General features: G+C 37.4%; 15 protein-coding genes. 6 read left to right on the top strand and 9 right to left on the bottom strand.

Annotated elements, in window-relative coordinates:
- Positions 1-8: 8 nt before the first annotated feature.
- Positions 9-428 carry a DUF2147 domain-containing protein gene (locus EOJ36_RS04705; RefSeq protein WP_127802876.1) on the bottom strand — a complete coding sequence of 140 codons (420 nt, stop codon included), beginning with the start codon at positions 426-428 and terminating at the stop codon, positions 9-11.
- A 154-nt stretch (positions 429-582) separates the two neighbouring features.
- Here EOJ36_RS04705 and EOJ36_RS04700 point away from each other — a divergent pair, with 154 nt between their 5' ends.
- The 3 genes from EOJ36_RS04700 to EOJ36_RS04690 are packed head-to-tail and all read left to right on the top strand — an operon-like array spanning position 583 to position 2,771.
- Positions 583-1,344, top strand: a complete 762-nt coding sequence (locus tag EOJ36_RS04700) for a phosphosulfolactate synthase (RefSeq protein ID WP_127802875.1) — start codon at positions 583-585, stop codon at positions 1,342-1,344.
- Positions 1,345-1,377: 33 nt separating this feature from the next.
- Positions 1,378-2,013, top strand: coding sequence for a VTT domain-containing protein (locus tag EOJ36_RS04695; protein ID WP_127802874.1), 636 nt, complete (start codon positions 1,378-1,380; stop codon positions 2,011-2,013).
- The gene (locus EOJ36_RS04690) at positions 2,013-2,771 is read left to right on the top strand and encodes a shikimate dehydrogenase family protein (RefSeq protein WP_127802873.1); all 759 of its coding nucleotides are present in this window, start codon (positions 2,013-2,015) and stop codon (positions 2,769-2,771) included. The genes EOJ36_RS04695 and EOJ36_RS04690 overlap by 1 nt, the downstream gene beginning before the upstream one ends.
- Here EOJ36_RS04690 and EOJ36_RS04685 read toward each other — a convergent pair.
- From EOJ36_RS04685 to EOJ36_RS04655, 7 genes are read right to left on the bottom strand one after another with little or no spacing between them, the layout of a single operon-like run.
- On the bottom strand, positions 2,768-3,262 hold the full coding sequence (locus tag EOJ36_RS04685) for a GAF domain-containing protein (RefSeq protein ID WP_127802872.1): 495 nt from the start codon (positions 3,260-3,262) through the stop codon (positions 2,768-2,770). The genes EOJ36_RS04690 and EOJ36_RS04685 overlap by 4 nt on opposite strands.
- A 1-nt stretch (position 3,263) precedes the next feature.
- Positions 3,264-3,758, bottom strand: coding sequence for a hypothetical protein (locus EOJ36_RS04680; RefSeq protein WP_127802871.1), 495 nt, complete (start codon positions 3,756-3,758; stop codon positions 3,264-3,266).
- A gap of 2 nt (positions 3,759-3,760) precedes the next feature.
- Positions 3,761-4,528: a (Fe-S)-binding protein gene (locus tag EOJ36_RS04675; RefSeq protein ID WP_238944409.1), complete on the bottom strand. Its 768-nt coding sequence runs from the start codon at positions 4,526-4,528 to the stop codon at positions 3,761-3,763.
- A gap of 1 nt (position 4,529) precedes the next feature.
- Positions 4,530-5,408: a sterol desaturase family protein gene (locus EOJ36_RS04670; protein WP_127802870.1), complete on the bottom strand. Its 879-nt coding sequence runs from the start codon at positions 5,406-5,408 to the stop codon at positions 4,530-4,532.
- On the bottom strand, positions 5,405-6,406 hold the full coding sequence (locus EOJ36_RS04665; protein WP_127802869.1) for an alpha/beta hydrolase: 1,002 nt from the start codon (positions 6,404-6,406) through the stop codon (positions 5,405-5,407). Before EOJ36_RS04665 ends, EOJ36_RS04670 begins: the two co-directional genes overlap by 4 nt.
- Positions 6,403-7,722, bottom strand: coding sequence for a (Fe-S)-binding protein (locus EOJ36_RS04660; RefSeq protein ID WP_127802868.1), 1,320 nt, complete (start codon positions 7,720-7,722; stop codon positions 6,403-6,405). Before EOJ36_RS04660 ends, EOJ36_RS04665 begins: the two co-directional genes overlap by 4 nt.
- Positions 7,723-7,768: 46 nt before the next feature.
- Entirely contained in the window at positions 7,769-8,329 is a 561-nt protein-coding gene (locus EOJ36_RS04655; RefSeq protein WP_127802867.1) for a CPBP family intramembrane glutamic endopeptidase, read from the bottom strand.
- Between the two features lie 108 nt (positions 8,330-8,437).
- Here EOJ36_RS04655 and EOJ36_RS12120 point away from each other — a divergent pair, with 108 nt between their 5' ends.
- The 3 genes from EOJ36_RS12120 to EOJ36_RS04640 all read left to right on the top strand — a co-directional run bounded on the left by EOJ36_RS12120 (position 8,438) and on the right by EOJ36_RS04640 (position 12,364).
- On the top strand, positions 8,438-8,620 hold the full coding sequence (locus EOJ36_RS12120; RefSeq protein ID WP_127802866.1) for a LuxR C-terminal-related transcriptional regulator: 183 nt from the start codon (positions 8,438-8,440) through the stop codon (positions 8,618-8,620).
- Positions 8,621-9,065: 445 nt separating this feature from the next.
- Entirely contained in the window at positions 9,066-10,202 is a 1,137-nt protein-coding gene (locus EOJ36_RS04645; RefSeq protein ID WP_127802865.1) for an HlyD family secretion protein, read from the top strand.
- Positions 10,203-10,204: 2 nt separating this feature from the next.
- The gene (locus tag EOJ36_RS04640) at positions 10,205-12,364 is read left to right on the top strand and encodes a peptidase domain-containing ABC transporter (protein ID WP_127802864.1); all 2,160 of its coding nucleotides are present in this window, start codon (positions 10,205-10,207) and stop codon (positions 12,362-12,364) included.
- Between the two features lie 118 nt (positions 12,365-12,482).
- Here the strand turns inward: EOJ36_RS04640 and uvrA are convergent, their stop codons facing one another.
- Positions 12,483-15,311, bottom strand: a complete 2,829-nt coding sequence (uvrA, locus tag EOJ36_RS04635) for an excinuclease ABC subunit UvrA (RefSeq protein WP_127802863.1) — start codon at positions 15,309-15,311, stop codon at positions 12,483-12,485.
- Between the last annotated feature and the right edge of the window lie 66 nt (positions 15,312-15,377).

The following is a 15,377-nucleotide window of genomic DNA, read 5'->3' as shown; positions in this document are numbered from 1 at the left end:
CTTAGGCTTTAAGACCGCGTCCAGGTGCTGGTTCTTCCGAATAAAGAAACACCCACAAATCCGCGTATGTCTAATGTTTTATTTTGATTTCTTAATTTCAAGGTGCAATCATAGGTTTTACCCGAATGTGGATCGTAAATGGTTCCACTTTCCCAATGCTCCCCATTAAATTTAAAATTTTTCAAAATTACGAGTCCCAATAATTCCTTGGACCTAAGTGCAGGATCTGGATTTTTTTCATCCTTTGGAGAAACTCTTTTCGACCATGAAATCTTTCCAAAATATTTATCTCCTTGTTTGAAAATTAGGATTTTTCCGTCTTTTGGCTCACTTAACCATTCACCTAAAATTTGGTCAGAATGATTTTGAGAAAAGGCGAAAAAGGAAATAAAGGATAAGCAAATTGTTTTTAGAATGTATTTAAGCATAATGGTAATTTTTTACAAAGATACTAAATGCAAATTGGATTTATTTAATTGGTGGTTTTGGAATGTTTTATTTTGGCTCAATCAGAAATATCCGTATTTTTGTTGAATTGTAACCACACAAAACTTAATCAAGAACTACTTGAAGCAATCTAATATGAATTACGATTTATCCCAAATTCCTGAAAGAGCAATCAAGCCTCGCCAAAAGGGTTTAACCATGGTAATGGACAAAGGCCTTAGCTTACGTCAGGTGGAAGATTTTTTAGAAGTTAGCAGTCCATATACAGACATTGTTAAATTGGGTTGGGCGACTTCTTATGTAACTCCGAATTTAAAAGAAAAACTAGCTATTTATAAGTCTGCCGGTATTCCAGTCTATTTTGGGGGTACTTTGTTCGAGGCCTTTTACATCAGAAATCAGTTTGAAGATTACCTACGTGTATTAGATAAATTTGGCATGGAATATGCTGAGGTTTCTGATGGTTCTGTAGAAATGGAATCAGATGTAAAATGTGAGTTTATCCATCGTTTGTCAAAACATGTAACCGTTCTTTCTGAAGTTGGTTCAAAGGATGAGGCAAAAATTATTCCTCCTTACAAATGGATTAAATTGATGCGAATGGAGTTGGAAGCTGGTGCTTGGAAGGTAATTGGAGAGGCGCGTGAAGGTGGGAATGTAGGATTATTCCGCTCATCAGGTGAAGTTCGCCAGGGTTTGGTGGAAGAGATTTTAACTGAAATTCCAGAAGAAAATATTATCTGGGAGGCACCGCAAAAATCGCAACAAGTGTGGTTCGTGAAATTAGTAGGAGCTAATGTAAACGTAGGAAATATTGCTCCCAATGAAGTTATTTCGCTTGAAACTATTCGATTAGGTTTGCGCGGCGACACATTTGATCATTTTTTAGATAAATAAAATTTAGCCCGGTTCTCCGGGCTTTTCCTTTTCATGTTACAACTACTATTCGATTTATTAAAAGACCCACTCACTTTCTTAAGCAATTTCATTGCTGAAAATGGTTCTTTAACCTATTTTTTACTTTTTGCCATTGTTTTCGTAGAAACTGGTCTGGTGGTTATGCCCCTTTTACCTGGAGATTCCTTGCTTTTTTCTGTGGGATTATTAGCTGCTGCCTCCGGACAAATTGCCGTTGGCACAGTAATTCCCATGTTAATATTAGCAGCTCTTTTGGGTGACCAATGTAATTATTTTTTGGGCAGATTTTTCAGTGATTTCATTCGAGAAAAAGAACAAATCTTGTTTTTGAAAAAATCTCATATTCAACAAACAGAAGATTTTTATGCCAAATATGGCTCCAAAACCGTAATTTTAGCCCGATTTGTACCAATCGTTCGTACAGTAGCACCATTTGTGGCAGGTGCGGGACGCATGTCATATCCAGTGTATCTTTTATACGGATTTTTAGGCGCAACGCTTTGGGTGACTTCAATAACACTTGCTGGATTCTTTTTAGGCGATAATGAATGGGTGAAAACAAATTTTGAAAAGGTTGTCTTGGGAATTGTTGCCGTTTCCGTTTTGCCAATTTTATGGGGAATTATCAAAAGTAAATTTTCTAACTAATGGCCATCTCTAATTTGTTTGGATTAATCGGATATCCTTTAGGACACTCTTTCTCCAAAGGCTATTTTACCAAGAAATTTGAAGAAATGGGTTTGTCAAAAACGCATGCTTATGAACTTTTTCCAATTCCTCAAATTGAAGATTTACCGCAAATTATTGCCACTAATAAAGGTGTTTTGAAGGGGTTGAATGTTACCATTCCTTACAAGCAACAGGTAATTCCTTTTTTAGATACCATTGATGCGGCTGCAGAACGAATAGGTGCCGTTAACACCATAAAGTTCCTGCCAGATGGTACTTGTAAAGGTTTTAATACAGATTATTACGGGTTTCAAAACACCCTAAAAAAATGGTCAGGTTTTTCAGAATTTTCAAAGTATAAGGCCTTGGTTTTGGGACAAGGTGGGGCCGCTAAAGCAGTAATTGCAGCTATAGAAGATCTAGGAATTCCAGTGATTAAGGTTTCTCGAAATGCGTCGGAAGGAATTGTTTCCTATAATGACTTACCTCAACTAATGTCTGATGTTTCTTTGATCGTTAATACTACTCCACTTGGGATGCATCCAAATGAAAATACTTCACCGGAAATTCCATACGAATTATTGACGAAGCAGCATTATTTGTACGATATCGTGTACAATCCACTGCAAACCGCATTTTTGAAAAAGGGATTAGCCGCTGGTGTAGGTGGAGTACATGAAGGCTTGGAGATGCTGTATGGACAAGCCGATAAGGCTTGGGAAATTTGGAACGCTTAATTCCAGTTTTCCCAATTTTTTTCTACCAAAGAAATAATTTTTTCTAATCCTACTTTGTCAGTTTCTGAGAAATCATCCAATTGATCAGAATCTACATCTAAGACCAAAATTACTTCTCCCTTTTTGTTTTTTGCAGGTACTACAATTTCTGATTTGGAAGCCGAGGCGCATGCGATATGTCCTGGAAATTCATCCACATTGGGCACGATCACTGTTTTGCCTTCTCGGTAGGTAAATCCACAAACACCTTTTGAAAAGGGGATTCGTGTACAGGCAACGGGTCCTTGGAACGGTCCGAGAACCAATTGTTCTTGTTTTACCAAATAAAAACCAATCCAGAAAAATCCAAAGGTTTGGTACAATGCCGCGGAAATGTTGGCTAAATTGGCATATTTATCTGTTTCACCATGCAAAAGGCCTTCTATTTGTGGTAGTAGGTTGGCATACTTTTCTGCTCGAGTACCTTCTATAAGTTGTAAATCTTCTGCCATTTTATGCGTTCACAGATTGAAAATACTTTTTTAACCAAGAATCCTTAGCGAGTTCTGGCCATTTGTTTTGGTAAAATTCTAAATTTGGTACCTGAGGAGTTGCAACTAAACTATCTGATTGAATATTGCCTGATTCCACCTCCTTTTTACCTGCCAACATAGAAAATAATTGTAATGTATCGTTTTGCACTATGGCTATGGATCTGTCGAAGAAATCAATCTCCATTTTTTGTCCTAAATCCTTGAACCATCTGGTAGAAGAGTCGATTGAGCATCCTGAAGCTGCATGCTGGCCTTCGTCTGCAAATAAGGCAATGATTTGATTATAACGGATTTCAAAGCCTGCTTTTAAGGCAGCTCCATGAGCCGACCACTCCTCCATTTCTCTGCCCAAAAACTCCTCCAAATATTGAATTTCATCGGCAGTTAATTTCCGATTTGCCTGATAAATCCAAACCCTTGAATTGGGCGATAATTCTTCTACTTTAAATAACATATTTACATCGTTTGCTGAACTAATTCAGCCAAATCTATTAATTGAATTTCTTTTTCTTTTCCTGTTTTATTCAAACCATCTTGCAACATCACCATGCAAAATGGACAGCCTATGGCCACTTTTTTTGCACCTGATTCCACAATTTCATTAGCTCTTCTCACTTGCATATCTATTGCTCCGGCCTCTGGCTCCTTAAATACTTGCGCACCTCCTGCTCCACAACAAAGTCCATTTGTTTTACAACTTTTAAGCTCTTTTAGTTCCTTTTGTAAACCTAAAATTATTTCACGTGGAGCCTCATAGACCCCATTGGCTCTTCCTAAATAGCAAGAGTCGTGATAGGCAATTTCCTCAGATGTTCCGTTCGACTTAATTTTACCCTCCTGAATTAAGGTGGCTAGTAATTGCGAATGGTGAATGACTTCATAATTTCCTCCTAAGGCTGGGTATTCATTTTTGAGCGTATTGAAACAATGTGGACAAGTGGTAATAATTTTTTTGACCCCATACATATTTAACACCTGTACGTTCGCATTGGCTTGCATTTGGAATAAAAATTCATTTCCTGCACGTCGGGCAGGGTCACCTGTGCAAGCTTCTTCTTTACCTAATACGGCAAAAGTAATGCCTACTTTTTGCAAGATTTCACAAAAAGCACGCGTCACTTTTTTTTGTCGGTCGTCGAAAGAACCCGCACAACCTACCCAAAAAAGATATTCGGGACTTTCTCCACTTGCCGACCAGTCGGCCATTGTTTTAATTGCTTCCATGCTAAATTTCTTCTTTCGCTTTTGCTCTCATTTGTTCCACAGTTAGGGTGCTGCCATCTGGACTCCACCCAGGAGGTCCAAAAATGGTTTTAAACAAGTGTTTAAAATGGTATTTGCTTGTAATATCCTTGAAGATATTTACCCATTCGTAAATGGCTATTTTGGCGGGATTATAGCTTTCGATTTGCTTAGTTAATCCATAATGCGGATGTTCCTCTTCTGCTTGGAAAGTGCCAAAAAGTCTATCCCAGATGATTAAAACACCGCCATAATTTTTGTCCAAATATTTTAAATCAATCCCATGATGCACTCGGTGGTGGGAAGGAGTATTGAAGATGAATTCAAACCAATTGGGCATTTTTTTAACAAATTCTGTATGTATCCAATATTGATACACCAAACTGATTTGTTGAAAAGTAAATAGAACAAATGGGTGAATTCCTAAAAGTGGAACCCAAATGTAAAATAGGAAAACACCGGAGATGTTGCTGGTCCAACTTTGTCGCAAAGCCGCCGCTAAATTGTATTTCGGAGACGAATGATGGGGTAAGTGAGAAGCCCAAAAATACCGGATTTCATGGGCAAATCGATGCAGCCAATAATAGGTGAAATCTTCTGCAAAAAAAGTGAAAACTAAAATAGGTATTGACCAGCTTTCAAGGTTAAAAATTCTCCAATTTTCGTATAAATAAAAGAAAGATATCCAGACTAAACCTTTTGTTAACATGCCAATTCCTAAATTTCCGAGGCCTAAGGCAATAGAGGTCAAAGAGTCTTTAGTTTCCGTAAATCCTTTATGTTCTTTGGCAGAAAAGTAGGATTCCAAAAGAAGAGTTACTAAGAAAAATGGAATCGCATAAATGACTATTTGTGGATTCATATTCTTTTGAGTTTTACTGTATTTTCCAAATATTCTATGCTTTTTTGAGTAACAATCTCAACATGTTTTCCCAAAATTGGGGAAGTCATCACATGATAACCCGACAATGGAAATGCCTCTTCTTTTTTCAATGAATCGGCCGTACCAATTTCTGGAAACATTTCGCGCATGGCTTTTACAGAAACAACATCATCTTGATGCTGCTCATCCTTGTAATAATAAGTCAAATAAAGTGGAACCTTTACACCATTGAATACCTCTTTCGTCATGGTATGGCTCAAGAAATTTTGCATCGCCACTGGTCCTTCTAATCGGTAATGCAGCGACCAATATTGTTGGTGCAATGGATTTTTGGAAGGAATATCTCGATTTTCTCCTTTTAAGATTAATCGCGCTAGCTGTAATCCCCAGGGTTTGTCTAATACCACAGCGGCCGGATCAGCAATTTTTATGCAAGGTCCGTAAAGAATTAATGCCTTCATTTCTGGGTGATTTTTTGCCAAAAAGACCGACATTGCCCCACCAAATGAAGTCCCCAAAACGACAACCTCTTCTCCAAGTTTTTTAGCCAAAGCGTAATAATTTTCAACACTTTGGTACATGTCGTCGGCACTTGTTTTTTCAAAAATATGGTCAGATGTTTGCTCGCCATGTCCTGCCACGCGCGCTAAAACTAAATTGGCCCCAAATGCTTTTGCAACATTTCTATGCACAGGATCGCCCTCCATTTGAGAGGCAGAAAAGCCATGCACATACAGAAAAACTACTTTCGTTTTTTTGGGATGTGCAGAATCTGCAAAAATTACTCTGGCTTGGTTGTTCGGTTTTATGTTTTTATTTTGAGCTTCCACGCTATCCACAAAATGTGATATGGCCAAAGCTGAGTCTGGAATATTTTTCCAATTAGGCTCTGTCAATAGTTTGGGAGCTTCGGGCTGTGGCCCGAACCAATAGCCTAAAATAATTAATATAAGCAGCGTTAAAAATACTTTTTTCATTGTTCTGTTGCCCAGTTTAAACGGTCATTTGGATTGAATTTCCAAGGAGCCTGATTTGTTTCTAAATTATTGAACATCAAATTCCATTCATTGGGAGCATCAGAAAGCTCCATGATTTGAAATCTGCGCATTTGTAAAATGATATCTAAGGGATTGAGTTCTATGGGGCAAGCTTGCAAACAAGCCTGACACGTGGTACATGCCCTTAACTCCTCTCCCGAAATGTAGTCATTAAGTAAAGCTTTGCCATCATCTACCCAGTTACCCTTGTTTTGTTCTAAAACTTTGCCAACGTCTTCCAAACGATCACGAGTTGCCATCATGATTTTTCTTGGAGACAATTTCCGACCCGAATTGTTGGCAGGACATTGCTCCGTGCAGCGTCCGCACTCTGTGCAGGAATAGGCATCCAAGGCATTTTTGATATGTAAATCAAAAACATCCTTTGCACCAAATTTTTGATTGGGGTTTGGAGTGAAATTTGGGTCCGTTGGCAATCCCAACATATTCTTTACCTCAAATTCAACAGATGGCATGGATTGCATAGTTCCGTATTTCGACAAATTGGAAAAATAAGTGGCAGGAAAAGCGAAAAAGATGTGTAAATGTTTGGAATAAGTAACGTAAAGTGCAAAAGACAAGATTCCTGTAATATGAAACCACCAAGCAATTCGTTCAATTAAATGGATGGTTTCAATAGAAAAATGTGTAAAAAGAGGAATGAAATTTTGTGAAATAATAAATTGGCCAACAAGTGGATAATGTTCGTTCCCAGCTTGTTGGAGCAAGGCATCACATGCATTCATTGTCCATAATGCCAACATCAAAATCATTTCAATTCCTAAAATGGTGAATGCATCTTTTCTGGGAAATCCATTTAAATCGGGATGCTGAAATCGTTTAATTGGAAGTAAAGCTCTTCTTATAAAAAAGAAGATACAGGCCACAAAGACCAATCCGGAAAGTATTTCAAAAAAGTTGATCAGGAAGGGATAAAAAGAACCCAAAATGGAGGCAAAAATTCTATGGGTGCCGAAAATTCCATCGATGATAATTTCTAATACTTTAATATTGATAAGGATGAATCCGAGGTAAATAAATAAATGAAATAAGGCCACTAGCGGCTTATCGAACATTTTTTGTTGTCCGAAAGCCAGTCGCATCATTCGATTCAATCGCTCCTTCGGATGATCTTGAATATATAGAGGCTGGGTGAGATGAATCGTTTGGGCTATCAGTTTAAATCTTTTTACTATTCGCTGACCCATGCTCAAAAGCAAAGCGATAAATATAATAGAAGAAACCCAAGTGATCATAATTAGTATGTTAGCATACTAATTTACTAAATTAATGTTACATTTTTTAGCTATTTTCAACTATATATAAAATTGTTGCCATTCCATTGTTAAACATGTGAAAACAAGCTGTCATCCAAAATGCGTGTGATTTGTTTTTGAATTCAGTTAAGTTACTAAGGTAAATCCAGCCTAAAAAAAGACCCATAGGAAAAACTAAAATGGGATATAAATAATGATTATCGTAATGTGATACAGCAAATAAAACGCTTGAAAGGATAGTTGCCCATTTTGCATTTTGTTCAAATCCATAGCTTATTTCAAATTGTAATTTTTTGCCGATCCATTTACAAATGAGAAATGTCCAATGTTGAAAAAATAAGGTTTCTATGATTGGACCCAAAAGTATAACAAAGAAATAACTGAACTCCACTGGAATATGTCCTTTCTTTAATAAATCGTATACATCAGGGATTTCAATTTGTAATAAATCCTTAAAAATTAGCTCAGTCAGCATCCCCCAAAGGGCAATTGGGATACTACTCAATACAATTAATTTCAATAATCTTATTACAAAATTAGGGCTTGAATAATAGAATTCTCGACAAGCATTGATGAGCTTCTGCATGGTATTAGTGGTTTAATATTGAATAATTTTAAAGGCAAATTAAATTATTATTTGAATTTTTTCAAAAAATAAAATTAATTAATAAATTGATATGCAATAATCACTAATATGTCAGATACCCCCAATCTCAATTTTACCTTTTGTGAAGTACGAATCATTAGCCTGATCAAACAGGGATTAAGTAATAAGGAAATTGCCAATGAATTGTCTATTGAGGTTATGGCCGTAAAATTTCACAAAATCCTACTAAAATCCTACCTAGGTAGGATTGCGCTCCAATCACTAATCTGATAAATTTACCTCCAGATAAGCGCAAATCTAGGAGGAACCCGAAAAGCCTAAAAGAGTAGGGAGAAATATGTAATCATTAATGAAATGAAAAATTTCGAAGTAAATTCTTTAGGTCTGATGGAATTGGAGCGGCAGTAGCAGCATTAGTTGATTATGCAGTATATAAATTTGTGGATTGGTTAACACACTAAAATTTTTAAAATGGATTATTTGAAATTATTTTGGAAAAAATATGCCATTTGGACTTTTTTAGCAGGTATATTAATAGGGGCATTAGTAGCACATAACCAATTGAATAGTTAGGAATTTAGTTAGTGGAAGAAATCCACTAACTAAATTAGTTTGATTGAAAATATTCGTGATTTAATCCAACTTCCTGATAATCTTTTCCTCCCCCTTGTAAATCCCAACCAAGCCCCCTACCTTTCGAAAAAATTAACCACTAATGTATTCTTTTGACCTTGAAAATAGTGTCGAAAATCTTATTGCCAAAAATCAGGTAAAAAGCTTTTCGTTTTATGGGATTGTGTTATTGCTTTTGTTGGCTACACTCTGTTCCTTGCCCTTTATTTTTGTAGATGTGTCTTCTCAGGCTCGGGGAATTGTTCGACCAGCTGGAGATAATGTGCCCATCGTTTCTTTGGTGAGTGGCAACATCATTCGCCTACACATGAAAAATAATTTGCGGGTAAAAAGGGGAGATACGCTTCTGCTGGTAGATGCTCAATCGATTGATTCGCAAGTAGCCCTCAACAAGAATTTTCAAAGCCAGACACAACAAAACTTACAAGATTTAGAACAAATGATTTTGGGAGAGAAATCCCTTCATTTGCAACTCGACCACAACCAAGAAGATTTTGAAAAATATTTGTCGCAACAAAAGGAATTGGAAACAAAAATTCAAGTAGCCAATGCTATTTTTCAGCGAAATAAACGCCTATTTGCCGAAAAGGTGATTCCTGCCTCTGAATTTGAACGCTACGAAAGTGATAAGCAATTGGCTGAGGAGGCATTGCTAAGCTTTCAAAAGCAACAAAAAGCACAATGGCAGCGACAACGTAAGGAGCATTTAGACGCACAAAAAAACTATTTGGGTACCCTTCAAAAATATTCCATTGAAAAGAAAAATTATATTATAAAAGCCCCAATTTCAGGTACCATCACCAATTACAAGGGCTATGAATCTCATTCTTTCGTAGGTGCAGCCACCCAATTGGCAGAGATCTCGCCCGACAATGAATTATTGGTGGAGTGCCAGGTAAGTCCACGCGACATTGGTCTGGTAAAGATTGGCCAACAAGTGCGTTTACAGATGGATGCCTTTAATTACAACCAATGGGGATTTGTGGATGCAGAGGTTTGGGAAATCGATCACCAACCACAGGTTCAAAATCAAGATGTGTTTTTTCGGGTAAAATGCCTGATGAAGGAAAATGTATTGCAATTGAAAAATGGCTACAAGGCTGAAATTCAAAAAGGGATGACATTAACGGCCCGATTTATCATTACCCGTCGTTCCATATATCAATTATTGTTCGATAAGATAGATCAGTGGTTGAATCCTTCAATTAAACCTGCCTAGCCATGAAATCCATAAAGATAAAACAACATGATATTAAAGATTGTGGAGCTGCTTGTTTGGCTTCTGTGGGCAATTATTACAAAATTCATTTACCCATAGCCAAAATTCGACAATTGGCAAGTACAGATATGCGAGGTACCAATGTCCTAGGCATTATCCAGGCCGCAGAAAAAATGGGTTTTTCTGCCAAAGGGGTAAAGGGTGGGATTGATTCTTTAGCTAAAATACCTAAACCCAGCATCGCACATGTGGTCTTGAAAAATCAATTGCACCATTTTGTTGTGATTTACAAAGTGACTAAGAAACATATTGAGTTTATGGATCCTGCTCATGGTTCTTTAGAAAAATATACTTTTGAGGCTTTTCAAGAAATATGGTCCGGTGTGTTAATCTTGTTAGCCCCTGGTGAGCAATTCAAAACGTATAATGAAACAGTATCTCCATACCGACGGTTTTGGGATTTAGTCAAGCCGCATAAATTGGTTCTGTTGCAGGCGATGTTCGGCGCCATGTTGTTTACCATTTTGGGCCTTGCCATGTCTATTTATATTCAAAAAATTACTGATTATGTGTTGGTAGATGGCAATCGGAATTTATTGCATTTGATGAGTGTAGCGATGGTTGTAATTATTTTGTTGCAGGTCTTTGTTGGGAGTAAAAAGTCGGTATTGATGATGAAATCTGGGCAATTGATGGACGCTCAATTGATTTTGGGATATTATAAACATCTTTTGTATCTACCGCAGCGATTTTTCGATACCATGCGAATAGGGGAAATTACTTCACGAATTAGTGATGCCATAAAAATCAGAAATTTCATCAATGAAACGGCCATTGATCTGATCGTAAATGTGTTTGTAGTTATTTTTGCTTTTGCCTTAATGTTTACCTACTATTGGAAATTGGCCTTGGTGATGCTGATTTTAATTCCATTTTATGTAGGAGTCTATTTTTTGATGAACCGACTGAATAAGAAAGTTGAACGAAAAATAATGGAGGAGGCTGCCGACTTGGAAACCCAATTGGTAGAATCTGTAAACCAAGTTCGAACGGTGAAGGAATTTGGGATTGAAGAATTCATGAATTACAAAACCGAAAACAAGTTTGTGAAACTTTTATTCACAGGCATGAAATCGGGATACAATTCCTTATTTGCAGGCACATTTTTAACCTTTTTAGCCTCTTTGTTTACGGTAATTCTTATGTGGCTGGGGGCGGGGTTCGTTTTAGATCGACAAATTACTCCCGGGGAATTGTTCTCATTCTATGCAATTATTGGGTATTTCACCGGGCCCGTGGCATCTTTAATCAATGCCAATAAGGCCATTCAAAACGCCTTAATAGCTGCAGATCGATTATTTGAAATTATGGACTTGGAGAGGGAAAAAGTGGAAAACAAGGTTGAAATAGGTAATGATTTGCTTGGTGATATTGTATTTGAGCAAGTCAATTTTGCTTATGGTAGTAGGGTGCAGGTATTTTCAGAACTTTCTATGCAAATTGAAAAAGGGAAAATGACTGCAATAGTGGGGGATAGCGGAAGTGGAAAGACCTCAATTTTCTCCATTTTACAAGGATTGTACCCCTTAAACAGCGGAAAAGTACTTTTGGGGAACCTTGATTTAGGCCATATTAATCCGCATAGTTTACGAAAATTGATGGCGGCCGTTCCGCAACAAATTCAATTGTTTTCAGGAAATGTGATTGAAAATATTGCCTTGGGAGATTCTAGTCCAGATATTAAACGTGTGCTTGAGCTATGTCAGGAATTAGGCATTTCAGAATTTATTGAGAAAATACCAACTTCTTATGATACTCCCTTAGGAGAAAATGGGGCCATGCTTTCAGGTGGACAAAAACAACGTATCGCCATTGCCAGAGCCTTATATAAAAATCCAGAAATCTTATTGCTTGATGAGGCAACCTCTGCCTTGGATACCACCTCTGAGCAATTGATTCACCAAGTACTCGAAAAATATAGAGCCTTAGGTAAAACGATTTTGGTCATTGCACACCGTCTAAGTACCATCTTTAAGGCGGATCAAATTATAGTATTGAAAAATGGACAAATTGTGGAACAAGGTTCGCATCAATACCTCTTGGCCTTAAATGGGGATTATGCTGGGAAAGTAAATGCACAAACTCACGCTCAGCTTTGCTGAGTGTGGAATATGTTTTGAACTTGCAGTTCAAAAAACAATATGTTTTTTTTATTATAGTACACACTCGGCAGAGCCGAGCGTGAGAACACTGGACAATTCATAACTCAAAACTCAAAAATCATAACTCTTTTACCAAAAATCGTCCCGTATGACTTCCTTTAATTTTTGCGATTTGTTCAGGAGTGCCAGAACCTAAGAGAACCCCTCCCGCATTACCGCCTTCTGGACCCATGTCGATGAGGTAATCTGAAACCTTGATGACATCTAAATTATGTTCGATAATTAAAACCGTATTGCCTTTATCTACTAATTTTTGTAATACATCTAACAATAATTTTACATCTTGAAAGTGTAAACCTGTGGTGGGTTCGTCTAAAACGTAAAGTGTTTTACCTGTATCTTTTTTCGAAAGTTCTTCGGCTAATTTCACCCGTTGGGCTTCTCCACCGGAAAGAGTCGTGGCATGTTGTCCAAGAGTAATGTAACCTAATCCAACATCGGATAAAGTTTGAATTCTTCTGTGAATTTTTGGGTGGTGTTCAAAGAATTCTAGCGCTTGCTCTACGGTCATGTCCAAGACATCTGAAATGGATTTACCTTTGAAACGAATTTCTAATGTTTCGCGATTGAAACGTTTGCCTTTGCATGTTTCACACTCTACCAATACATCTGGCAGAAACTCCATTTCAATCTTTTTCCTTCCTGCACCTTCACATGTTTCGCAACGACCACCTTTTACATTGAAACTAAATCGGCCTGCCTTATAACCTCTAATTTTCGATTCAGGTAATTCACAATACAAAGTTCGAATATCGCTGTACATATTGGTGTAAGTAGCAGGATTCGACCTCGGAGTTCTTCCAATAGGTGTTTGATCTACTTCAATGATCTTGTCAATGTTTTCCAATCCTTCCATTTTTTTAAAAGGGAGAGGTTCTCGTTTCGCCCGATCAAAATGTTGTTTGAGTTTTAAAACGAGAGTATCGTGGACCAAAGTCGACTTCCCGGATCCAGAAACACCTGTTACACAAATCATTTGTCCTAAGGGAAGTTTAACTTGTACATTTTTTAAATTATTCCCCGTCGCACCAGTAATCGTTATTTCTTTTCCATTGCCTTTTCTTCGATTTTTGGGAACTTCTATTTCAAGTTTGCCATTTAAGAATAGCGCAGTTGGTGTTTTTAGTTTAAGGAATTCCTTTGGAGTACCTTGACCTATTACTTGTCCACCATGTCGACCAGCCCCTGGACCAATGTCTAAAATATAATCCGACTCCAACATCATGTCTTTGTCGTGCTCCACTACCAAAACCGAATTACCTAAATCACGTAAATCTTTTAATGCTTGAATCAGCTTTTCATTATCTCTTTGATGTAAACCGATACTTGGTTCATCCATGATATATAGTACCCCAACCAATTGGGTTCCAATTTGTGTGGCAAGTCGGATACGTTGAGCCTCTCCACCTGAAAGAGTTTTCATCGGGCGGTCTAAGGTCAAATAGGTTAATCCGATTTGACTTAAAAATCCAACACGTTTTCTGATTTCTTTGAGAACCTCTTGCCCAATTTGAACTTGTCGTTTTGAAATACGTAATTCCAAACCTTCCAACCAATTTTCCAAATCACGAACATCCAATTGGGCCAATTGCCCAATATGTTTATCATCTATTTTGAAATGAAGAGCTTCTTTTTTCAATCGGTAACCTTCACAATCTGGACAAGATTTGATAATCATATAATCTTTCAACCAATCCTGTGTTCTTTCGGACCCTGACTCTTGTTGTTTTTTCAAGAAATTGATAATCCCTTCGTATTTAGTGCTCCATTCGGTTCCTTCGTATTTTTTGGAAGGTACTGAAACAGGTTCATCCGTTCCGTAAAACATAATTTCTAATGCTTCTTTTGGGAACTTTTCTATTGGAGTAGATAAACTTATTTTAAAAGGTTTTAAAATGACTTCCAATTGTTTGAAAATCCACATATCGCGATATTCCCCAATGGGGGCAATGGCACCTCTAAGAATACTTAAACTTCTATCTGGAATAACGGATTCTTCTGTGATTTCTTCAATTTGTCCCATTCCATTGCAGGTAGGACATGCGCCATAGGGACTATTGAAGGAAAAGGTATTGGGTGCCGGTTCGTCATAGGACAATCCTGTTTTGGGGTCCATTAAGGTTTGAGAAAAGTAATGGATTTTGTCTTTATCATCTAAAACAAAAACTTGACCTTTCCCCAAATTCATAGCGGTGCTCAAACTTTGCGAAAGCCTTACACGTTCTTCTTTTTTGAGGATTAAGCGATCAATAACTACCTCAATGTCGTGAACTTTGAATCGGTCCACTTGTAATTTGGGGTGAATTTCTACAATTTCACCATCGATTCGGACTTTGGTAAATCCCCATTTTGCAATTTGAACGAAAAGTTCGCGGTAATGTCCTTTACGGCCTTTGACCACAGGAGCTAAAAGTATAGCCTTTTGATTTTCAAATTGCTGATAGAGCGTATCCATAATTTGGTCAGATGAGAATTTGACCATTTTTTCTCCACTTAAATACGAGAATGCTTCAGAAGCCCTTGCATATAACAATCGTAGAAAATCATAAATTTCTGTAGTGGTACCTACAGTTGAGCGTGGATTTTTGGAAGTAGTTTTTTGTTCAATGGAAATTACAGGAGATAAGCCTTCGATTTTGTCGACATCCGGTCGCTCCATATTACCCAAAAAGCTTCTGGCGTATGCAGAGAAGCTTTCCATGTATCTTCGTTGACCTTCAGCATAAATGGTATCAAACGCTAAGGACGATTTTCCTGAGCCAGAAATTCCTGTCACCACCACTAATTGATTCCTTGGAATGGATACATCAATATTCTTCAGGTTGTGCTCTCTAGCCCCTAAAATGTCAATATGCGTAAAGCCTGTCGAATCAATTTTTTCCTTCATCTTTCGATTTATTCCAAACAACAAATGTACAAAAAAAAAGGCTGCCTTGCAGGGCAGCCTTTTAAA

It is taken from the genome of Sandaracinomonas limnophila (genome assembly GCF_004005965.1).
Lineage (GTDB): Bacteria > Bacteroidota > Bacteroidia > Cytophagales > Spirosomataceae > Sandaracinomonas > Sandaracinomonas limnophila.
Note: the sequence above shows the minus strand (reverse complement) of the source record. Positions and strands in the feature narration are given on the sequence as shown.